This is a genomic window from Halobacteriovorax sp. RT-2-4, assembly GCF_047085445.1.
In the GTDB taxonomy this organism is placed as follows: Bacteria; Bdellovibrionota; Bacteriovoracia; order Bacteriovoracales; family Bacteriovoracaceae; genus Halobacteriovorax_A.
The window spans coordinates 314941-336168 of sequence record NZ_JBKIXY010000002.1 but is presented as its reverse complement, the minus strand read 5'-3'; the positions used below and the strand labels follow the sequence as shown (position 1 = coordinate 336168).

19 protein-coding genes are annotated in these 21228 nt (G+C 35.5%); 16 read left to right on the top strand and 3 right to left on the bottom strand.

Going from position 1 to position 21228, the window contains the following annotated elements; translation table 11 throughout:
• Positions 1 to 62: 62 nt before the first annotated feature.
• A complete protein-coding gene (locus ACMAYL_RS12075) occupies positions 63 to 980 on the bottom strand; it encodes a hypothetical protein (protein WP_392992608.1) in 918 nt (305 codons plus the stop codon).
• Between the two features lie 238 nt (positions 981 to 1218).
• Here ACMAYL_RS12075 and ACMAYL_RS12070 point away from each other — a divergent pair, with 238 nt between their 5' ends.
• The 9 genes from ACMAYL_RS12070 to ACMAYL_RS12030 all read left to right on the top strand — a co-directional run bounded on the left by ACMAYL_RS12070 (position 1219) and on the right by ACMAYL_RS12030 (position 11399).
• Positions 1219 to 1671, top strand: coding sequence for an ankyrin repeat domain-containing protein (locus tag ACMAYL_RS12070; RefSeq protein ID WP_412471131.1), 453 nt, complete (start codon positions 1219 to 1221; stop codon positions 1669 to 1671).
• A 93-nt stretch (positions 1672 to 1764) separates the two neighbouring features.
• Complete coding sequence (locus tag ACMAYL_RS12065; protein ID WP_103218146.1) at positions 1765 to 1995, top strand: hypothetical protein; 231 nt, start codon at positions 1765 to 1767, stop codon at positions 1993 to 1995.
• Positions 1996 to 2170: 175 nt separating this feature from the next.
• Entirely contained in the window at positions 2171 to 2689 is a 519-nt protein-coding gene (locus ACMAYL_RS12060) for a hypothetical protein (protein ID WP_103218145.1), read from the top strand.
• 71 nt (positions 2690 to 2760) lie between these two features.
• Complete coding sequence (locus ACMAYL_RS12055) at positions 2761 to 4044, top strand: PepSY-associated TM helix domain-containing protein (protein WP_103218144.1); 1284 nt, start codon at positions 2761 to 2763, stop codon at positions 4042 to 4044.
• Positions 4041 to 5234 carry a hypothetical protein gene (locus ACMAYL_RS12050; protein WP_412471130.1) on the top strand — a complete coding sequence of 398 codons (1194 nt, stop codon included), beginning with the start codon at positions 4041 to 4043 and terminating at the stop codon, positions 5232 to 5234. The genes ACMAYL_RS12055 and ACMAYL_RS12050 overlap by 4 nt, the downstream gene beginning before the upstream one ends.
• Positions 5227 to 7425: a GNAT family N-acetyltransferase gene (locus tag ACMAYL_RS12045; RefSeq protein WP_412471129.1), complete on the top strand. Its 2199-nt coding sequence runs from the start codon at positions 5227 to 5229 to the stop codon at positions 7423 to 7425. Before ACMAYL_RS12050 ends, ACMAYL_RS12045 begins: the two co-directional genes overlap by 8 nt.
• Positions 7422 to 9146: an IucA/IucC family protein gene (locus tag ACMAYL_RS12040; RefSeq protein WP_412471128.1), complete on the top strand. Its 1725-nt coding sequence runs from the start codon at positions 7422 to 7424 to the stop codon at positions 9144 to 9146. Before ACMAYL_RS12045 ends, ACMAYL_RS12040 begins: the two co-directional genes overlap by 4 nt.
• Before the next feature lie 20 nt (positions 9147 to 9166).
• On the top strand, positions 9167 to 10438 hold the full coding sequence (locus ACMAYL_RS12035; protein ID WP_412463201.1) for a lysine N(6)-hydroxylase/L-ornithine N(5)-oxygenase family protein: 1272 nt from the start codon (positions 9167 to 9169) through the stop codon (positions 10436 to 10438).
• A 10-nt stretch (positions 10439 to 10448) separates the two neighbouring features.
• Positions 10449 to 11399: a hypothetical protein gene (locus ACMAYL_RS12030; protein WP_392992595.1), complete on the top strand. Its 951-nt coding sequence runs from the start codon at positions 10449 to 10451 to the stop codon at positions 11397 to 11399.
• 32 nt (positions 11400 to 11431) lie between these two features.
• Here ACMAYL_RS12030 and ACMAYL_RS12025 read toward each other — a convergent pair whose 3' ends face one another.
• Both ACMAYL_RS12025 and ACMAYL_RS12020 read right to left on the bottom strand, forming a co-directional pair.
• Positions 11432 to 12457, bottom strand: coding sequence for a succinylglutamate desuccinylase/aspartoacylase family protein (locus ACMAYL_RS12025; protein WP_103218138.1), 1026 nt, complete (start codon positions 12455 to 12457; stop codon positions 11432 to 11434).
• Positions 12458 to 12470: 13 nt separating this feature from the next.
• Entirely contained in the window at positions 12471 to 13907 is a 1437-nt protein-coding gene (locus ACMAYL_RS12020; protein ID WP_412463200.1) for a hypothetical protein, read from the bottom strand.
• A gap of 245 nt (positions 13908 to 14152) precedes the next feature.
• Here ACMAYL_RS12020 and proB point away from each other — a divergent pair, with 245 nt between their 5' ends.
• From proB to ACMAYL_RS11985, 7 genes are all read left to right on the top strand, one after another.
• Positions 14153 to 15298, top strand: a complete 1146-nt coding sequence (gene proB / locus ACMAYL_RS12015; RefSeq protein ID WP_103218136.1) for a glutamate 5-kinase — start codon at positions 14153 to 14155, stop codon at positions 15296 to 15298.
• Complete coding sequence (locus ACMAYL_RS12010) at positions 15282 to 16520, top strand: glutamate-5-semialdehyde dehydrogenase (protein ID WP_103218135.1); 1239 nt, start codon at positions 15282 to 15284, stop codon at positions 16518 to 16520. The genes proB and ACMAYL_RS12010 overlap by 17 nt, the downstream gene beginning before the upstream one ends.
• Before the next feature lie 24 nt (positions 16521 to 16544).
• Complete coding sequence (locus ACMAYL_RS12005; protein ID WP_412470154.1) at positions 16545 to 17348, top strand: pyrroline-5-carboxylate reductase family protein; 804 nt, start codon at positions 16545 to 16547, stop codon at positions 17346 to 17348.
• A 62-nt stretch (positions 17349 to 17410) separates the two neighbouring features.
• Positions 17411 to 17605 (top strand): hypothetical protein, encoded by a 195-nt coding sequence (locus ACMAYL_RS12000; protein WP_103218133.1) that lies wholly within the window; start codon positions 17411 to 17413, stop codon positions 17603 to 17605.
• Positions 17606 to 17716: 111 nt separating this feature from the next.
• The gene (locus ACMAYL_RS11995; protein WP_412471127.1) at positions 17717 to 19192 is read left to right on the top strand and encodes a sodium/proline symporter; all 1476 of its coding nucleotides are present in this window, start codon (positions 17717 to 17719) and stop codon (positions 19190 to 19192) included.
• 85 nt (positions 19193 to 19277) lie between these two features.
• On the top strand, positions 19278 to 20048 hold the full coding sequence (locus ACMAYL_RS11990; RefSeq protein WP_158246879.1) for a mechanosensitive ion channel family protein: 771 nt from the start codon (positions 19278 to 19280) through the stop codon (positions 20046 to 20048).
• Between the two features lie 185 nt (positions 20049 to 20233).
• Positions 20234 to 21211 carry a LysR family transcriptional regulator gene (locus ACMAYL_RS11985; RefSeq protein WP_392992586.1) on the top strand — a complete coding sequence of 326 codons (978 nt, stop codon included), beginning with the start codon at positions 20234 to 20236 and terminating at the stop codon, positions 21209 to 21211.
• Positions 21212 to 21228: the final 17 nt, after the last annotated feature.

The window sequence follows — 21228 nt, the reverse complement described above, 5'->3', positions numbered from 1 at the left end:
AGATTTTGGAATTTAAGCAAAAAAAAAGGCCCGGATAACCGGGCCTGTATATTAACTTTAATTTAGAATAAGTTAATTGTTGCTGAGAAACCGAAGTTTGTTTTGTCTTTGTCGAAGTCATCAGCAAGGAATTGGATATTTGGGTAAAGGTAAATATCACGAGTAACAGAGATACCTACACCAACTGATTGGTATTCGTAAGCTCTAAGAAGTTTTGCATCTTTTCCTCTTGATTTTTGGTAGTTAAAGTAACCAAATACTGTTCTGAATGAGAAAGTATCATTGAATACGTATTCAAGTTGAGGGTAAAGACCAATTGCCATTTCTGTCTGGTAGTCTTTTAAGAATGGTTGTCCTGTTTTTGCTTGAAAGTCAGCTCTGTACTTAGAGTCAGCTAGACCACCAGAGAAGTAAAAGCTTGCTGAAACACTTGCACCAAGAGTCCAACCTGAGTCTCCAAATTTTTTCATCATATACTGAGATACACCTAGAATTTGATCTAGATTTTGATTCTTGTATGAATCTTTTGTACCAAAAGTTAAATCTGCTGACGTAATTGTTTGGATACCTGCGATTGTGTAAACACGAGAGTAACCAATGTATGGGTTAGAAATGTCACCTTTAGCGTGGTGAAATGGCGTTAGAACTGAGTAACCAGCACCAACTGTAATAGAATCATTCTTAGAAAGTCTATAACGACCAGAGATTGATCCACTCATCGATGTTTCAGTTTCGTTTTCTGGGTCAGCATAAATATTTGGTCTTTCTTTACCAAATGGGTCATCAAGAGATCCACCATTGTAACCAAGTGAGAGACTCATGCTCAGTGGAGATTTCGATCCAGATTCAGCTCTCATACGAGCATTTGTAATCTCTTCATCGATATCCTTTTTATCAGTAGTTGTTTTCTTTTCTTCTGCTTGCGCGTTTGAAAGTCCCAGCCCTAGCATAAAGATTGCAAGTGCAATGTTCTTTTTCATAATCACTCCATGTGTATGTTTTTATAGACTAATATTGTCTAAAGACTGATGTAAAAGATCAATGAAATTCTTAATAAAATCTTAATATACAACAAGAAAGATTTTTGCGTACGGCACCAATATAGCTTAATTCAATAAATAATAGGCAAATAACAATTAAGGGGCTTAATTAATCTTATCCCTTCTTCACTTTATAGACGAGATGACTTCTCCGTAGAATTATCTATCAGGAGAAGTTATGACTAAAATTTTTGATTGGGCACGAAGTGGTGATGTAGGTGAGTTAAGTATTTACTTACTCACAAATGAAGAATGTAACTTAGAGGTCAAAAATGAAAAAGGTTATACGCCACTCTTAGAGGCTACCCAACGTGGTCACTTTGACTTTTGTCATACACTACTTAGCGTTGGAGCAAATCCAATCGCTAAAGACGGCCTTGGCAATACTGCATTGATGCTAGCTTGCTTAAAAGGTGATTTAAAAATCGTAAAATTACTTATTCAATATGGAGCAAAGCTTTGCGAAATAAATGATTCTGGAATGAGTGCACATGATTGGGCAATGGCATTTAATCGAAAAAAAATAGTCTCATTTATTAGTGAAACACACCATTTTCAAAATGATCGAATCAAGAGCTATTATGGCCTCGTCAAAAATGGACTTAAGTCCATTTCATGGTTTAATAGGTAATGTCTATGGCGCCATAAAGACTCAGTATTTTATTTTAATCCTATTTCTTGCGAAGATTAGTTAACGGATAATTAATCATCAAAGGAGATGGATATGAAAGTTCATACATTATTTACGACACTAATTATTGGTGCAAGTATGGTGAGCCTTTCGGCAACAGCTGAATCCCTTTGTGAACATAAATACGATTCACAAGAGGTGAGCTCTCATCGTAACCTAGAGAATGAAGTTGTTCATTCTTCTAATTCATTTAAATCAAAGTTTAAAAAGTCTGGCGAAACTCGCATCCTTAGTAAGATCGAAGGGCGTGATCCAATTCGCTAAATCTAACAAAGAGGCCCTGTTGATGTCTCCAGATAGGGCCACTTCCACCAAATTTCATGTATTTATTTCAAAAAGTGTCTTTGTTAGCAATCATTTGTTTAAATATGTAGATTATTGTTTGACACCTCAAACTCGTTCAGATATTTATTCTTCATAAACTTAAAGGAGAATAAACATGATGAAAAAATCACTTATAGCTTTATTATCACTACTATCAGTTTCAGCTATCGCAAACACTGACCTTGTTCTTGAAGGTGAGAGATGGCTTGCACAGCATAAAGGTTATGTATGTGCAGCATTTACTGACTACACAAATGCACCCGCTTCTCACAACAACATGAATGTTAAATTTGAAAAGCTTTCAACTGATTACACACTAGATAATATTCTAATCAAGGCAACTTTTGAGAATGTAGATGGTGTTGAGTGTTCATACTCTTCAATCCTATTTGCAGACAACGCAGCTTCTACAATTGACCTAGTCGATTCAAGAGCTTTCTCTAAGGTTGATGCTTCAGCAGATTGTTCAGAAGGTAAGGCAGTTCTTGATGCTCAGCTTGCAAACAATGATTACCTATACTGGGGACACCCTCACCACGCAACAATTATGGTTCCTGCAACTGGTGCAGCTGAAGTTTGCGGCGAAGGTGCAACACATATTGGTATCGATTTTATGGTTTATAAAAGACTATAAAAAATCCTTGATATTAAGCAGGGCCTTTCTTTCGTAAGAAAGTATAAGGTTCCTGCTTTTTACTTAATTTTATGAGTTCATTAGTAAGAAAATTTTTAAAAATTCATCGTATTCTAGGCTTAGTCCTAGCGATTAACTTTCTCTTGTTAGGCTTAACAGGAGTTGTTCTCGTTTGGCGTCACGAATTATCTCCTGTTCATTCGGTAGAACAGCAGAGCGCTTTTGTTTCAGATCAATCCTCTCTTTCAAAAATTGAAAATTACATACATGAAAATGAAATTTACAAAGATAAAAAAGTACTTTCAATTTTTAAAGGTGATGATGGTGATATTCAAGCACGAATAACAGAGCCAGGTGTTGAAAAGTTTAAAGGTGCAACAAGATTAAAATTTGATCTTGCTGGTAATGTGCTGACATCAAATCAAGTCAAGCCTACGGTCTTTATTGATTTCGTCTTAAAGCTACATCGTGAGTTACTCTTAGGTGGAAAAGGTAAAATTTTAATAGGGCTTATGGGAGTGTTCTTTCTCGTTGCTCTTCTAAGTGGTGCTTTTATTGCAAATAAGTTCTACCGTAACGTAAGAACAATGAACTCTCGAATTATGCTTGGGCGTCTTCATAAAATAATCGGCGTTAAAACACTTGCATGGCTTTTTATTGTTACTTTTACTGGAGCAATCTTAGCATTCAATAGTACATTAATTGGTCTCTTTTTAAGAGGAAATGTAAAGGCGCAGCAAGAGAATGCAATTGTCATCGAAAATGCAAAGTATGTATCGGTCACAACAATTTTAAAAGAACTAGAATCAAAACTTGCTCATTTAGAATATGACTTTATTTCTTTTCCTGATAATGAATTCTCAGTACCAAATCAATTTGTTGTATTGATGGAAAATGAAAGTCATCATCACGAGATCGCTTATATTGATGGAATAACAGGAAAGTTAAACCGCACAGTAACGTTACCATGGTACTTAGAACTTCTCATTCTTTCAGAACCTCTGCACTTTGGCGATTATGGTGGAGTCATTCTTAAGATTATTTGGAGTCTTTTCGGTCTTATTTCTTCTTTTATACCAATTAGTGGAATCTATATTTTCTTATTTAGAAAAAAATACTTAGTAGCAAGGAGTGAGCAGTATAATGGTAATTTAATAAGTGATGTAAATATTTCGTTTACTGAGATTCTACTTCCTAGCTTATTTGTTTTTGTCATTTTCTTTGTTACTTCTGATTTTAAATGGATTTTAAGTGCACTATTTTTAGTCTACTTAGTTTTCTCTTGGCGTGATTTGATAGTTTTTATTTCTTCTCTAAGAAAAAAGAAGAGAATTCAGAAGGAGAGTATCTCTTGAGTTCTCAACTTCAAATAAGTGACAATTTTACTAAGGCCATCTCATGCCTTTGTTTTGTTTTTGGTGCGGCCCAAACTATACTTCTTGGTCTTATACCGAAAATTGCTATGGTAACGAATCTTGATATTACATCAATCATAATTATCTATGGGTTTTCGATCTTCTTCTTTCTTTTTATGACAAAGGAGTGGGCCGCACTTTTTTCTAAACTTAAGGCCAAGACTATCTATCGAATTGCTCAGTTTGGATTGCTCATGTCGAATCTGGCCCTTTTAGCAACATTTACTTCTGGTAATGTTAGGCTGTCTCTCATTTTCTTTGTTATATCTCGAATTATTTATGCATTGAGTGCAAGCTCTATTATTCCTTTTTCTCAAATTGTTAAGATTGGCCGATACAAAGATACTCATAGTGGTATTCTTGAAACAACTATTTTTCTAAATGCTGGAAGGCTTGTTGGATTGGTACTAGGTGGACTTCTCGCATTTAATCTCAATTTGAGCTTAGTGGTTTTGATCGTTATGCTTCTTTTAACAATTCCATTTGATTTTAAGAGCGGAATCAACGAAATTCAAACTATCGCTGCAAAGAAAGATTCTGATACTAAGCAATTGATAATGCCACTTCTTTTTATTCCATTGATTTATACATTTATGACTTCATTTTTTCACACTAGTATCACGAGTGTGGTTGGAGACATATTAATCGGCCAAATTAAGCAATCAGCTACTATCTATTGGCTACTAACTCTTGCATATCTTGTCATAATTCTTACACAGTTAATTTTAAAGAAGTTAAAACTTATTAACTCTAAAATATTCTCTACTTTGGCAATTGTTTCTCTTTTATTTAGTTTCTACTCATTCTCTAGAGTAAATAGCTTAGAAACACTTTACGGATTCATCCTTCTATTCTCATTTGGAGCTGCAATTATTCCAATTTTATATATGGGACATATTTATAACTTGAACCCTAGTTCTCCAAAGCAGATTGTTGCCAGTGAGATCAGTTTTTATCAAACCCTAGGCAACGCTCTTGGAGCGATAATGTCAGGTGTAATTATTAAGTACAACTTTACAAATTATATTCTTTTTCTATTTGTGGCCTTAGTAGTAGGGGCGATCTCAATAAGTTTCAAATACAGTACTTCAGATACGAGCGAAGAACTAAGCGGAGCGACTAATGGTTAATATAAATTATAGGCAGCTTGCTGATAAATATAGTATTCGTGCATTAGTTAACTCAATGATAAGAGATTATTCAGAAGATAATCTTGTTAAAGTTGATGTTGAAAATAGTGATGTATTGATTGGTGATCTTGTTTTTGAACTTGAGTCATATTCTCCTCTCGGTGGGCATCGTTATACTGGTGATATTTACTTCAATAAAACAAAGCTCACTTTTGATGAGATGCTTGTTCACTTAGTGCCTAATTTTTCTAATGTTGATTCTACTTTTATCGAAAATATAATTAACTCTCGCGATAATATCGAGTTGATTCTTAAATATAATCCACAAGTGAATATTGATAGCTACCTTACTAGTGAACAAAAGATGCTTCTTGGACATCCATTTCACCCTTATCCTAAATGTAAAAAGGGAATGAGTGAAGAGGATCTCAAACTTTATTCACCTGAATTCTCTAATGGATTTAAGTTGATCTGGATAAAGTGTAGAGAAGAATCAATCCATACTAATGCAGAGCTATTTGCAGTTTCTACAGCTATGAATAAGCTTGCTCAATTTGATTTAGAAGATATCGATGACTCTTTCGTCTATATTCCAATGCATCCTTGGCAGTGGCGTCGTTTAAAAGAGAAAGAATTAGTTAATGGCATAATGGAAGTTGGAAGTGGTGTTAATGATTGGTATGCACTTTCTTCCCTTAGATCTCTATATTCATATGGAGCACCTTTCTTAGTTAAGTATTCAATGGATGTAAAGCTAACAAACTCGATAAGGCATCTTCAACCAGAAGAAGCTATTCGTGGAATGCAGATGGAAACTGTATTCAAAAATGAAGGGGTCGCAAACTTTAGTGATAAATTTCATATTCTTTATGAACCATTCTATGTTGCTCTTAAGGGACAAGATGGTAATGCTATTATTGAATCGACAATTCAGTTACGTGAAAATTTTGAGACAGATAATTGTTTTCTACTAGGTAGCCTTGCTGAAGAGAATCCTTATACAGGAAAGTCACATCTTTTAAGCTTAGTAGAGGGAAATGCAAAGAAGGCTTGCGGGAATATCTTTTTAGCAAGAAAGTACTGGTTTGAAGCCTTTCTTGAAAATGTCATAGGGGAGTTTATTACTCTTTCTGAAGAGCACGGAATTCTTCTAGGTGCTCATATGCAAAATATCATCCTGAAAATGAAAGATGGGTTACCTGTTGGGACAATATACCGTGATTGTCAGGGGACTGGATTTACAACAAAGAGTGTGGAAAAATTTGGTTCTAAGTATGAATTTATTAGTGGCACAAAGGGAAATATTCTTTCACCTGATGATGTTAACAAAGTATATACATACTACTTAATTATCAACTCAGTATTTAATACCATTATCTCGCTTGCAAATGGTGATGCTAAGGCCGAGCTATTTCATTTAGGACAATTTAGAAATTTTATTTTTAAAGCGCATCATAAATCAACATTTCTAAATTATTTGATTAACAGTGACTTTCTCTATCAAAAAGGAAATTTCAGATGTTGTGTAAGCAATATTAACGAAAATACAATTGAAAACCCTTGGGATATATATAATAAAATACCTAATCCTATTAGTACTCTTCTAAGAAAACCTCGTGTCTATGAAGGCGAGCTTTATCGTGCAAAATCTAAGCATAATCACGAGATAACTCTTCGTGCATTTGATTTGAATGAAGATCTTGCAAAGTTTCATGAATGGCATAATAAGAAGTATGTTTATGAATTTTGGGAAATGAATAAGTCGATAGAGGAACTAAGAGCTTATGTACAGGGCCTGAAAGATTCTCCATACCAACTTCCAATGATTGTGGATATCGATGGAGAACAAGCTGGATACTTCGAAGTTTATTGGAGCTTTGATGATAGGATTGCTCCTTATTGTGATGCTTCACTATATGATAGAGGAATCCACATTTTAATTGGAGAAGAGAAGTTCTTAGGTACTCGTGCCGTTTTTGATTCAATTTTTCATTTAACTAAATTCTTATTTGAAGATGATGAAAGAACTCAAAAGGTGTGGGGGGAGCCTCGTGTTGATAATAAGAAGGTCTTAACTTTAGCAAGGCTTCTTCCGGGATGGGAACATAGAGGAGTTTTTGATTTTCCACATAAAACATCAAATCTCTTAGAAGCTGATCGTACAAGGTTTTTGCGCGAGGTTCAATCATGATCAATACTCAGCTATTCTATGAATTACATAAAAACCTAATCATTAAGGCCATTGAAGAACTTCAGTTTGAAGAACTATTTAATGTTGAGTTTATTGATGATCGTTTTTATTTTAGGATAAATGATAGCATCTATTATAGTTTTCATGGCCGTATTGGTGCATGGGGAAACCTTCAAATTGATAAAAGTACTTTTCATAAAGTAAGTGGTGAAAAGGTTATCGTGGAGTTTACTCTGGCAGATTTCTTCTACGAGACTCAATACCTTACAAAGATGAGTGATGAAACATTGGCACAATTTATCGAAGAAGGTAATCAGACTATTTATGGAGATATCCTTCATTATCACTCTCTAGAGAATCTTTCTCTTAATGAGATTGCACAGTTTAATTTTAATAAAATTGATCAAATTCTTTCAGGGCACCCAAAAATTATTATGAATAAGGGACGCCTCGGATGGGGAAGTGATGAACTCTTAAAATATGCACCAGAAACACGAAACAGCTACAAGCTACATTGGTGTGCAATAAAAAAAGAGTATCTTGAATTAGGCCTTGATCAAGAACAATTAAATCTAAATGATCTCTATAAAGACTCCCTGTCGATTAGCGAAGTTGAATTTGCTAAAGGGCTAGTTCATGAAACTGGCGCAAATAGTGATGATTTTGTTTTCATCCCTGTACATCCTTGGCAGTGGAGTAAATATATAAGTGTTCAATTTGCACACTTAATTTATCAAAATGCGCTTATACCACTTGGAATCATGGGAAGAGAATATACTCCACAGGTTTCTATTAGAACCTTATCTTCTAATTCTCGTGAGAGTAAATTTGACTTAAAAGTCGCAATTTCAATTTTAAATACATCTAGTGTTAGAGGAATTTCTCAAAAATATATCTCAAAAGGTCATCTTTTATCACAGAAGGTTGAGAGCATCATTAAGTCAGATAGCTTTCTTGCTGATAAGGTCGATATATTAAAAGAAGTTGCAGCAATGAGCTGTCCGCTACCTGAGTTTAACCGTATCGACGGTGGCTCATATCGCTATAAGGAATTACTTGGGTGTGTATGGCGAGAAAGTGTAGAGAATAAGATTGCTGATGATGAGCTCGCAATTCCTACAGCGGCACTATTATTCACTAAAGATAACCAATCTCTTGTTAGTGAATATATTAAATTATCGGGGCTAGGTACTAAGGAATGGTTAAAAGAATACTTTGAAGTTGTTGTCATTCCTCTTTATCACTTACAAGTAGAACATGGATTGGGCCTTGTTGCTCACGGACAAAATACGATACTGACTCTTAAAGGTGCAAGGCCAAATAAACTTATTATTAAAGACTTTCATGGTGACTTTAGAATGGCATCTGATTCAAAGCATAGCGAAGCTGATTTTGGTGTTGAGCTTGATAAGTTACCACCAGAGTATTTGATTCACGATCTTATCACAGGACACTTTATCACAGTCTTACGCTACTTCTCGAGAGTAGTTGAAGAATGTCTAGGTTTTAAAGAAAAGGACTTTTATCACTTACTTGGTGAAGTTGTAGCAAACTATCAAGTCGATTGTTCTCCTGTTGGTAAGGTTAATTTATTAAGAAATGAATTTGAAAAGGTATTGGTTAATACTGTTCGCTTTGTAGCTGGTTACAGCGAAACAGGGGAAAGGCTTAAACCAATGCTTGGAAGTAATATTAAAAATCCTCTTGTTAAAAATAGTTAGGGTTGAGTTGAGGTAGTTAAATGCAGAATATATATGACATTGTTGGAATCGGTTTAGGACCGTTTAATTTGAGTTTAGCAGCTCTTTTAAATCCTTTAAGTGAAATTAATAGTAAATTCTTAGATAACAAACCAGAATTTAGTTGGCATCCTGAGTTGATGTTTGGTGATGCGATGATGCAAACTTCTTTCTTAAAGGATCTTGTCACTCCTGTTGATCCTAAAAGTATCTTTAGTTTTCTAAATTACTTAGTTGAAAATGGACAATTTTATCACTTCTTAAATACGGATCGTAAGGCGATTAACCGTTATGAATTTCAAGACTATTGCAAGTGGGTTTCAAAACAACTTTGCGATGATATTGATTTCGACTCTAAGGTAATTGATATAAAGCACGATGGTGAAAAATTTGAGGTGATTAAGGAAGGTGGGAGTTACTTTACGAAAAATATTTGTGTCGCTTCTGGCCCAACTAAAAATATACCAGAATGTGCAAGGCCATTCCTGTCTGAGACTCTTTTTCACGCTAAGTCTAAGCAAATGAAGAAACTTGATCTTAAAGGTAAGAAAGTTGTTGTTATCGGTGGGGGACAGACGGGAGTCGAAACATTTAGAAATGCTCTTAATGGAATGTGGGGAAAAGTAGAGAAGGTTACCTTGTTAAGCGGAAGACATAATTTACAACCACTTGATGAAGCTCCATTTACAAATGAAATATTTACACCTGAATTTGTACTTAATTTTCACTCTCTATCTCAAGAGCAAAAAGATTCATATACTCAAAGCCAGCTATTAGCTAGTGATGGTAACACTCCTCAATACTTACAAGAAATGTATAATGAACTATATCTTGACCGATTCTATTTAAAGAAACTTCCTGATTATACAATTTCTCCAATGCGCTGGCTTAAGGCGATTGAGAAACAAGGAGAATCATATAAATTAGTCGTTGATAATTTACTTAATCAAAACGAAGAATTTATCGATGCCGATATTGTTATCTTGGCGACAGGTTTTAAAAGTGTTCTACCTAGTTTTCTGGATGGAATTGCGGATAAGATTACAAAGGATTCTAAGGGGCGCATAATTGTAGGACAGGATTATAGCATCCAGACTACGATTGAAAACGGGAAGATCTATTCAATGAATTTTAGTCGCCATGGCCATGGTGTAGCAGATCCACAAACAAGTTTAATGTCTTGGCGCTCGGCCATGATTGCTAATGACCTCGTTGGCGAAACTAAATACAAAACTACAAATAATAGCGAAAGCTTTTTAAGCTTTTTTAACTAACGGAGAGACAATGAAGCTAGTAACGTTACTATTTTTCTCAATACTTTCAATTACTATATCTGCTGCCCCGGCAAATGAGTCAAAGGCAGAAGTAAAAAAGGCCGAATCTTTTAATACAAAGGAAGAGGTAATCGAAAACCCAACTTTAAAGACTTTGTCGGGCTCTCTTAAGCGTTGGTCATTTTACTCAACTTTTGCTTACAAAGGTGGTGCAATTAATGACTTAACAAGTGCAGAAAGACCTAATATTAAGAATGCAGAAGGTAATCCTTCTTTGACAAATATATCTGGTGTCTTTGGTGCTAAATATCGCCTCACGAAATCAGATAATATTTCTCTTCAAGCTGGAATGTATATGGCAACGCCATTTCATTCAAACCACACGGCATCGACAGCTTCTATTCAAAAAGAATTTGATGACAACTCACAAGAGCTTGATATTGATAATCCTGTTCTTTCATACTTTAAAACATACACAATTGGTGAATTACAAAATGTTTCATTTCTAAAGTATCAGTATGTAACTCGTGGAACAGAAAAAGATTATGGTTATCATTCTGCTGCCGCTTTTTCACAAGCAATGGCGTACCGTATTTCTAAATTCGCTTATATTGCGGCAACTGCCACTTTGACTCAGTACTTCTTTGATAAGTCGACGACAAAGTATATGGGTTTTGATATCTCGCTTCTTCCATATCAAAGAGAAAGAGAGTATCAGATAAGTTTATCAACTGAAATGTACTTGAAGCGCAATATTTCTTTAAGGCTTATTTCAGATATCTTCTCTCGCTATACACTAAGACGTGAGAGTAAACTTGAAAAGCGCGTTCTTCAACAAACTATTGCAGCTACATACTTCTTTAATCGCGATATCTCAATTGCACCTAATATTCGCTTCATTGCAGAAGATATTCGTGCCGATCGCACAAATGTTGGACTAACACTTAATGTGAATTTATAAAAAAAGGGGGATTGAATCCCCCTTGGTTTTTTTTATTTCTCTGAAATTTCAAAATCATCGTGGCCAGGAATTTCTTCCGGTAATGCTTCTTTTAGGTCTACTCCAAGGTGCACAATACGTTGTCCGGCCTCGCAGTTAGGTCTAACATTCTTTCCAATAACAACTCCAGAACGGTCAGCACAAATGACTTCTTTAACTTGTCCAAAGACATCGTAAACTTTTGCGATGACTTCGCCTTTTTGCACTCGATGAGTAAGTTTTGGAAGGACATCAACAATTCCACCTTTTGTTGAATAAATCCAGTAAGAATGGTCACAAATTGTTGCATCAGTAATCATATCTTTCACATCGCCTTCAATCATAGAGAAGTAGCGAAGTGTGTTCTTAATTCCATCGAGAGTTTCATCAATTAGAGCATGTTGGAAAGCATTTGGATTACCGATTTCAACAGTAATAGCATGAATACCTTGTTCATTTGCCCATGCTCTTAGTGTTCCTTCTTCATCATATTTTTGAACAATAATTTGTGGGTTTTGCAAGAAGGCCAGGGTTCTTGTTTCTTCTTTTTCAAGATCGGCCCTTAAGTAAAGACTGTTCACACGGCCATGACTTGCTGTATGAAGATCGAGTAGGTAGTCAAACTTCGAAACAATTTTTTGAGTGAAGTAGTAAGCATAAACATTACTAGGGTTCCCAGTAAGTTTACCTGGCATAATACGATTTAAGTCAACATTATCAATAAAGCGACGCTGATTTGTAAGGTAACCAGGTACGTTACTAATAGGAACCATGATGAGAGTTCCTTTCAAGTTCTTCGGATCAATCTCTTCAATAACTTTAAAAATTGTTGAGATACCATTTAGTTCATTTCCGTGAACAGCTGCTGTAATCCCAACAACTGGCCCATCCTCAATTCCTTTCATAATAATGATCGGCACGCGCCAAGGTACTCCTAGTGCGTTATCTGAAAGGTGTATTTGTAAACGGTGTACTTCACCTTTTGCAAAAGAGTTTAAATCAATTTCTTCAGTGGTCTTAATGACTTGTATTCCACCCATTGTACTTCCTATGCTATGAGATCATGATCTCGTTAAAGAGAGAGTTATCATTATCTAAACTTCTAAAAAGTTTTGTTCTGAAAGTCCCTTTCTTACTTATAAGTTGTTCTGCCATCTTATCAATGGCCACAATTGTTAGAATTGTTTGTATGTAGGCCTCAATTAGATCGTCAGTACCAATTCCTAGTGAATTAAAATCTTTTTGATCCATTAGCATTAGTCTTGATGTGTCAGAGTCCCATAGGTTTTCACCTTTCTTTACTGATAAGTTTGTTCCTAGAACTTCCCAACTATTTTTTGGGTATGTTGCTTCAAGAGGTTTACTCGCTCGACGAGCATAAACTGCACATGGCATAAAGCCTTTAGGTGAAGAGTAGACCATAAGTCTTAGATCGGCGATATAAATATTTCCTTTCTTATTTGGAACCGTCCCAATATGGAAGAATTTCCCATACTCACTTGTTGAACTCCACTCATAGTGACCAATTAAACTTTGAACGATAAATTGGTCATATGGATAATCCATTTGCATGAAGGCATCTAGCTCATCTTGGTTTGTGATTGTAAATACACCTTGGCCAGCATTTGAATAAGGAATTTTAATAACTGCTTTTCCACCAAACTTTTGAACCCATAAAGGAATTTCTAATTTATTAACATCCTTAATTGTTTCAGGCATATTGATTTTTAAACCTGATTCTGCAATTTGTGAGTTATAGAGTTCGTAGGCTTTATTTGCGAGAAGCTTATTGCGTCCACCTGAAAGACAAACAAGAGTCGAGTTAAAGATGAAGGTCTTCGTTGTCGTTGGAATTCTATTCCATGGCTTTTGAGTTACATATCTAAAAGCCGCACGAATAGGAATTCTTTCTCCTGTTTCAAGAGTGATGTGAAGAACTCCGTTTTCAAAATCGGCCATTTGTTCTTCACCATTGAAGTGAGGAACGAGATAAACTTCTTCTCCTGTCAGGTCTGCAATAGTTGAAGCATATCCCGATGTTTCCATGTAGTTCTTATCATAGATAACAGCCAGTGCTCCGGGTGGGAGTTTCTTCTTTCTTTTCTTTAGTGCTGGTATGAATGAGTTTTCGATTAGAAATTTATAACCTCTGTGCTCATCTGCATCTGTTCTTGGTGGCATCGACTTCTGTCCTGAAGGGCAAGAGTTTGTTTCAAGAACTACCATGCGGCGATTACCTGCTTGAGTTGTTACATAAAATAAGTCAGAGCCACCCCAGAAGAAGTGCTTACTTTCATAAGATAGAATATCTCTCAACGTGTCAGTACAAATTTGTGGATTTAAATGACTATATCTTTTGATAATTCTTTCGTGATCTAAATTAAAAAAGTGACTCACTAGAGGGTGTAGTTGTGAGTTCAAGGCCTTCGGATAAAAGTGATTCTCTTGTTCAAAATTATCAGGCTTAATAACTTCAATTCTTCTTTTCAAGTTCTCTCCAAATTGTATTTTCTAAAGCATAAGTTAATGGAAATATTATAATCTCAATCCCTAATTCTGTAGGGAATATTTTGTAATTTTTATTAAATTTTTAAGAGCTCTAAACAATATACTAGTATATGTTGACTACTCTAGTCGGAGACTTGCTTGTTCGGTTATCCCTAATCTTGAAATGTCTCACTTTTGGTTTATTGGAATTTATGTCATGTTGTTTTTAAACAAGATAAGGGGAAGGAATGAGACTTCGTAAAGAACTACAGGGTGTGAAGCGCCTTGTTGTAAAAGTTGGAAGTAACGTTATTACAAAAGACAGCGGAAAATTAGATACAAGGAAGGTTAGAAAAATAGTAGAGGATATATGTGAGCTAATTGATGAAGGGATCGAAATCGTCCTAGTAAGCTCTGGTGCAGTTAGTGTGGGGAAGTCTTTTCTTAAGGAGCACTTACCAAGAAGAGGTCAAATTGATCTTCAGCACTCTGCAAGTGCCGTGGGGCAGCCAAAGCTTATCAATACATACTCAAGATTATTTGAAGAGAATCAAAAAATATGTTCACAAATTCTTCTAACCCATGATGACTTTAGAAATAGAAAGCGCAACCTACATGCAAAGCAAAGTATAAATGTACTTTTGAAAAATAATATTACGCCTATTCTTAACGAAAATGACACGATCTCTTTTACCGAAATTGCCTTAGGAGACAATGATCACCTTGCTGCGCAAACTGCTCAGATGATTAATGCCGATGCATTGCTTATGATCACTTCAACAAATGGCCTATATGATAAAGATCCTGCTTTTAGTGATGCAAAGAGAATCGCTATTGTTCCATTTGGAAGTGATGTTCTTGAGGACGTGGATTATCAAGGAAAGACTGCTGTAGGAAAAGGTGGAATGGAATCAAAAGTTCACGCCATCACAAAAATTACTCCTATAGGTATAAAGGCGATTATTAGTTCAATGGAAAATGAGCGCCTAATTTTAGATCCACTCACTAAAGACATAGGAACCTACTTTGCACCTAAAAATGCCTATGACCCAGAAGAGCGCAAAGCATGGCTGCTCTCAATGAAAAAACCAAATTGTTATATTGAAGTTGATCGAGGTGCATTCGAAGCTCTTAATGAAAATAAGTCACTCTTACCAAAAGGGATTATTGATGTTTTTGGCCAATTTTATAAAGGGGACTGTGTTGATATTCTTTGTGATGGAGAAGTTTTTGCTTCCGGGGTTTGTGAGTATGGCCACTGTGAAGTTGAACAAATTATGGGACGCCATAGTGATGAAATCGAAGAAGTTATTGGTTTTCGAACATCAATCGAGGTTGTCCATACAATAAACTTAATTTTAGAAAAGGAAATAATTGATGAAAAAATTAGCTAGTACAGTAAAGAAGGCGTCAAGAGAATTACTACAATTGAGTAGTGAAACAAAAGAAATGATTTTTGATGATCTTATTAGGGCCCTTGATAAAAATCGTGAGTTAATTCTACAAAAGAATCAACTTGATTTAGATGCTGCTTTTAAAAATGATCTTTCTAAAGCAATGGTTGATCGCCTAAAGCTCTCTAATGAAAGAATTGATGACATTATCTCTGGAGTTAAAACGATTAAGGAACAACCTGAAATCGTTGGTACTTTTTATAACGAATTTACTAATGATCTCGGTTTAAAGATAAAGCGTCAGAGGGTTCCACTAGGGGTGATCCTAATGATTTTTGAAAGTCGACCAAATGTTGTTGTTGATTGCGCTGCCTTGGCGCTTAAATCTTCAAATGCCATCATCTTAAAAGGTGGAAAAGAGGCCAAGCATTCAAATGAGGTTCTAGGACAGATCATTCAGGAGGCGATATCGAAATATGTTGATAAGAGTGTCGTTGAAGTTTTAGCATCAGATAATCGCGAAGTTTTAAATGATTTACTAAGTCTTAAAGAAGAGATTGATGTTGTTATACCACGTGGTGGACATGGCCTAATTAATCATGTTTTTGAAAATGCCAAAATGCCAGTCATTGCTCATTACCAGGGCCTTTGTCATATGTATATTGATAGCGAAGCTGATATTGAGAAGGCCGTGACATTAGTAGAGAATGCAAAAACACAAAGAACCGGTGTATGTAATGCAATTGAAACACTACTAATTCATAAAGACATTCTTCCTAAAGTAAATGAAAAAATTGCGAAAAGACTTTTGGCAAAAGGATGTGAATTAAGAGTTGATGAAGAATTTGCAAAACAGACAAAAGGTTCATTCATTAAAGCAACTTCTGAAGACTGGGCGACAGAATATTTAGATAATATTTTATCAATCAAAACAGTTTCTTCTCTTGATGATGCTATTGAGCATATTGGAGAGTATGGAAGTAATCACTCAGAATGTATTATTTCAACTAATGAAGACAATTGTCTTAAGTTCTTAAAAAGCGTTGATGCAAGTTGTGTCATGGTTAATGCCTCAACTCGTTTTAACGACGGTGCTCAACTAGGCCTTGGTGCTGAACTTGGAATCTCAACAACGAAACTACATGCTTATGGGCCAATGGGTGTCGAACAAATGACGACTTCTCGCTATGTTGTCGTCGGTGATGGACAAGTCAGATCATAATTTAATAGAGCAAGGAGAGTAGTGATGAAGAAAATTGCAGTAATTGGTTGCGGAAATATGGCCAGCGCAGTTGTTCGTGCAATGTATAGAGGCCAAAAAGTAAAAAATGAATTTCTCACTTATACGCCAAGTCACACTCGAGCAGTTGAACTAGCTAAAGAAGTAGAGGGAAAGGCAATTGTTGATTTAGAAGAAGCTTGTGATGCAGACTATTTCTTGATTGGCTGTAAACCTCAACAATTTGAAGAATTAGCAAAGTCTCTAAAGAGTATGGACCTTTCAAAGAAAGTTATCATTTCTATCATGGCCGGAATCGATCAAGAAAAGATTTGTAGGCTCTTAAATACGACAAAGGTAATCAGATTGATGCCAAGTTTACCTATGGAATACTCTGAAGGAATCTGTCTTCTTAGTTCTTCGAAGAATGTGGAAGTAGATGAACTTGATTTTATTAAAATGCTTCTCTCTGATAGCTCTTTAATTTTAAAAATGAGTACCGAGGAACTCTTTGATCAGGTAACCATTGTTTCGGCATCTGGCCCGGCCTTTGTTTATTATTTTATGAATACTCTAGAAGACTCTTTGAAGGATTGGGGATTAGGATCAGTTGAATCCAGAGCAATCGTTAGCCAATTATTTCGAGGAAGTGCAAAGAGTGCATTGATTAATTGCGAGAGTGAACTAGATGAATTAATCAGGAAAGTAACGTCTAAAAGGGGCGTTACGATAGAGGCGATTGAAAGTTTTAAGGATAATGGTGTCGATGCATTTGTGAGGATGGGAATTGATAAAGCGATCCTTCGCTCGGCCCAACTACGTGAGTCTTAGGGATAACCTAATTAGTAAATTAATCAATTCTTAATGAATCTAGACAATGTTAAGGTAATTAAATGAACAATAAGAAATCTGAAAAATTAGTACAATTAGTAAGTTATAGTATCGTTGATAAGAAACAGTCCCGCAAAACTAAAGTACAAAAGAAGACTTCTATTTGTGAAGAGGGGCATGGTAAGGCGCTAAGAGAGACATCTTTCCTTCGTCGAAGCCTAATTGAAGATGAAGAGAATTGCCTCTCGATACTCTAATGAATAAGTTTTTAATTTAGTATTTTATTAATAAGCAAGAGCTCATCTTGTTCGCTAGCGCTTTGTATTCTTTAAGTGAACGGATAGCTGTGCCAAAAAAAGGATTGTTAAATGATTGTTTACAGTTTCCTCTTTTTTTTACTCCTCTTTGTTTTGATTGGAGTTTCTTCAAGTTTAAAAAGTAAGAAAAATAATTCTGACTATTTATTAGCAGGACATTCCACACCACCATGGCTTGCAGCTTTATCTGCTGTGGCAACAAATAATAGTGGATATATGTTTATTGGCCTTATTGGCTATACCTATACGAGTGGACTTCAATCTTCTTGGGTAATGATTGGTTGGATTGTTGGTGATATGATCATGAGTTTCTTTGTTCACAAGAAGCTAAGAGATGTTACTGAAAAAGAAAACCTATTAAGCTTTGGGGGTGTTCTTTCTCGTTGGCAACGTGGAACAAGTTTTAAGAAACTTAGATTGTTAGTCGGTATCATTACTATCTTATTTTTAGGTGTTTATGCTGCTGCTCAATTCAAGGCAGGGTCTAAGGCCTTACACGTTCTCTTTGGATGGGATTATAGTACTGGTGCTATTATCGGTGCAGTCATTGTTTTTGCTTACTGTCTATCAGGTGGGATTCGCGCATCAATTTGGACAGATGCAGCTCAATCATTTGTCATGATTATTGCAATGGGGCTACTTTTCTTTGTTGGAATCAATGAAGTTGGTGGATTTAATTCATATGTGACAAAACTAGATGCTGTATCTCCTGGGTTTTTGAGTTTCACTCCAACTGGACTTAATGTACCAGGTGGAACGGGAATCGGTTTATTTATATTAGGTTGGGTATTTGCTGGTTTTGGTGTTATTGGACAACCACATATCATGATTAGATTTATGACAATTGATGATACTAAGAATATGGCAAAGACTAAATTGTATTACTATGCATGGTTTATTGCTTTTACAATTTTAACAATTGGTGTTGGTCTAACTGCAAGACTTCTCTTACCAAGCTCAGCAAATTTTGATGCTGAACTTGCACTACCTTTAATGAGTCAAAAACTTCTACCTGAGTTACTGATTGGTGTTGTCCTTGCAGGTATTTTTGCTGCAACAATGTCGACGGCCGACTCTCAGGTACTTAGTTGTTCTGCAGCATTTACGAGAGATATTTTACCTAAAAAATCAGATAATATTTATCTAACAAAGCTAGCAACAGCAGGTACGACAATTATTGCTCTTTGTGTTGCCCTTTTTGGAAGCAAGAATGTGTTTGAGTTGGTTCTTCTTTCTTGGTCAATACTAGCTGCTTGCTTTGGCCCACTCCTTTTTATCTATGCAATTGGTAAGAAGGTATCTGAAATAACTGCTATTTCTATGGTTATTGTTGGTGGAGTCGTGACAATCGTTTGGATGAATCTTGGTTACGGTGCGACTATCTATGAAGTTGCCCCAGGTATCATGGCGGGACTAATCACATACTTTGTTCTTTCAAACACACCATTAAATGAAATCGTTTCTAGTAATAAGGTTGTTGATAATCGAATGAAAAATTCAAAGCTTGTAAATGAAGCCAATAGCTAACTCCTTGGTCGATTATTTATACCCAATTACGGTTACCCTCCTATTTTTAGGAGGGTACTTTCTTTCTCTTTTTAATATTAAAAGAGTGCAAAAAAGAAAGCTCAAAAATATTCGCAAAAGAGATATTTCTGATGCAGTTGAAACAGATTCACCTGTTGACGATCAAGAAAAAGAATTAAAGTCTCATGGTGCTGAGGGCATAGAAGGTCGCTTCTCATTTATGATGAAAGCACTGCCAGTTTTATTTTTTATTTTATGGTCTCTATTTGTTTCAATTCCGTACTTAGGTGAAATTCCAACAGTCTACGTTTCAATTATCGCTGCCATTGTATCTGTGATTGCTGGTTTTTCTTTAAGGCCTTTTCTAGAAAATCTCTTTGCAGGTGTCATTATCTCTTTTTTTAAATCAATCAAGATAGGAGATACCGTTACGATCGATGGACATTATGGGCTAATTGAAGAGATTGGATTGACTTATTCAGTAATAAAAAAATGGAATTGGATTAGATTAGTAATTCCGAATTCAAAGTTACTCCAGAAAGAAATCCAGAATTTTACAATGAATGATCATTATGTTTGGACACACGTTGAATTTTTCGTTGCGCCAAATGTCGATTTGAAGTTGGTAAAGGAAATAGCTCACAAGGTTGCAAAAAGATCGGAATATTTCAGCGATGTTGAAGAGCCAACGATGTGGGTCATGAAATTAGATAAGGATGCTATTGAGTGTTGGTTAGCTGCTTGGGCCGATAATCCAAGTGATGCTTGGGAGTTAAGAAATGATATGCGCACACAGCTCTATATTGAGCTTCAAAGTGCAGGGATTGAGTTTCATAAACTCAATATTAAGAGTTAATAATTTAGAGGTTGATATGATTTTAAATATAATAAGTAACTTATTTGAACAGGTTTTAAAGATGATCATTTTCATTTTAGACCAATTTTTCCCCCTTTCTTCCGACTCCTAGGTACTTAGCGCGACTAGGTAGTTCGGTTTTTGCTAATTGATGATCGTCTTGTTAAGGTAAGGAGCAAAGCTAAATGAATCGAGGAATAAACTTGGAAAAACTAAAAGATATTAATTGGAATCATCTCTATTGTTTTTATGAAGTCGCCAAAGTTCAATCTTTAAAAAAAGGTGCCGAAATCATAGGTACTTCATCACCAACACTTAGTGAACAATTAAAGCGTCTTGAAAATAAATTCAATATGAAGCTATTTAATCGCAGCTCAAAGGGGCTATCTCTAACACCTGAAGGCCTACAATTATTCGAAAGAACAAAAGGCATTTTTGAAGAGGGGAGTAAGTTACTTGAACACTTCTCAGAAGATGTTGTTGGTGGTTATCCTGTTTCAATTGGTATTGAAGAGACTATTTCATATGATCTTGCTACTGAGTTTGCATCTCAATACTGGGATCTTTATACGAAATATGGAACAGTTAATACAATACGCCAGGCCGACCATGAAGTTCTTGTGGATAATATTTTACGAGGAAATATCGATTGGGGAATCTCTCTTCGAAAACCTAAGAGAAAAAGTCTAAATGTTGCTGAAATAGGTTCATTCGAAATTGTCTTCTGTTGCTCAACAGAACTTTATGACAAGTTTAAGGATGAAAAGGATCTACTTGTAAATATTCCATTTGCAGAGAGTAATTGGGATAAGAATCTAAATCGTGTTATTTACCAACACTTAAGAAAGAATGGTGTCATACCTAAAGAGAAGGTCTATAGCGATCATATCGACTTTGTTCATAAGTTGTGTTTGAGAGGACGTTGTGTGATGTTCTTGCCTAAGAATCCGCTTGAAGAATACCTCGGACTCAAAACATTTAATCTTGGAGAGCCTCTTAAAATGTCTCTCTATGCTATTTGGAAGAAATCAGATGAAGGCCTTATTTCTATTCGTAAGCTACAAGAACTCTTTCAGTCAAAATTATCGAATGTTCCTGACCGTTATGAAGATGTGGATTTACAGATTGAAGTGTCTGATGTTTCAGATGATTTATTGAATTAGGATAAAACTAATTTGTG

What these genes read in the sequence shown, in the direction of transcription:
- ACMAYL_RS12025 (WP_103218138.1), bottom strand. Translation starts at nt 12,457, where the DNA reads ATGGGTGGAATACAAGTCATTAAGACCACTGAAGAAATTGATTTAAAC.
- ACMAYL_RS12055 (WP_103218144.1), top strand. Translation starts at nt 2,761, where the DNA reads ATGAGTTCATTAGTAAGAAAATTTTTAAAAATTCATCGTATTCTAGGC.
- ACMAYL_RS12040 (WP_412471128.1), top strand. Translation starts at nt 7,422, where the DNA reads ATGATCAATACTCAGCTATTCTATGAATTACATAAAAACCTAATCATT.
- ACMAYL_RS12065 (WP_103218146.1), top strand. Translation starts at nt 1,765, where the DNA reads ATGAAAGTTCATACATTATTTACGACACTAATTATTGGTGCAAGTATG.
- proB (WP_103218136.1), top strand. Translation starts at nt 14,153, where the DNA reads ATGAGACTTCGTAAAGAACTACAGGGTGTGAAGCGCCTTGTTGTAAAA.
- ACMAYL_RS12030 (WP_392992595.1), top strand. Translation starts at nt 10,449, where the DNA reads ATGAAGCTAGTAACGTTACTATTTTTCTCAATACTTTCAATTACTATA.
- ACMAYL_RS11985 (WP_392992586.1), top strand. Translation starts at nt 20,234, where the DNA reads ATGAATCGAGGAATAAACTTGGAAAAACTAAAAGATATTAATTGGAAT.
- ACMAYL_RS12035 (WP_412463201.1), top strand. Translation starts at nt 9,167, where the DNA reads ATGCAGAATATATATGACATTGTTGGAATCGGTTTAGGACCGTTTAAT.
- ACMAYL_RS11995 (WP_412471127.1), top strand. Translation starts at nt 17,717, where the DNA reads ATGATTGTTTACAGTTTCCTCTTTTTTTTACTCCTCTTTGTTTTGATT.
- ACMAYL_RS12000 (WP_103218133.1), top strand. Translation starts at nt 17,411, where the DNA reads ATGAACAATAAGAAATCTGAAAAATTAGTACAATTAGTAAGTTATAGT.
- ACMAYL_RS12010 (WP_103218135.1), top strand. Translation starts at nt 15,282, where the DNA reads ATGAAAAAATTAGCTAGTACAGTAAAGAAGGCGTCAAGAGAATTACTA.
- ACMAYL_RS12045 (WP_412471129.1), top strand. Translation starts at nt 5,227, where the DNA reads ATGGTTAATATAAATTATAGGCAGCTTGCTGATAAATATAGTATTCGT.
- ACMAYL_RS12005 (WP_412470154.1), top strand. Translation starts at nt 16,545, where the DNA reads ATGAAGAAAATTGCAGTAATTGGTTGCGGAAATATGGCCAGCGCAGTT.
- ACMAYL_RS12075 (WP_392992608.1), bottom strand. Translation starts at nt 980, where the DNA reads ATGAAAAAGAACATTGCACTTGCAATCTTTATGCTAGGGCTGGGACTT.
- ACMAYL_RS12060 (WP_103218145.1), top strand. Translation starts at nt 2,171, where the DNA reads ATGATGAAAAAATCACTTATAGCTTTATTATCACTACTATCAGTTTCA.
- ACMAYL_RS12070 (WP_412471131.1), top strand. Translation starts at nt 1,219, where the DNA reads ATGACTAAAATTTTTGATTGGGCACGAAGTGGTGATGTAGGTGAGTTA.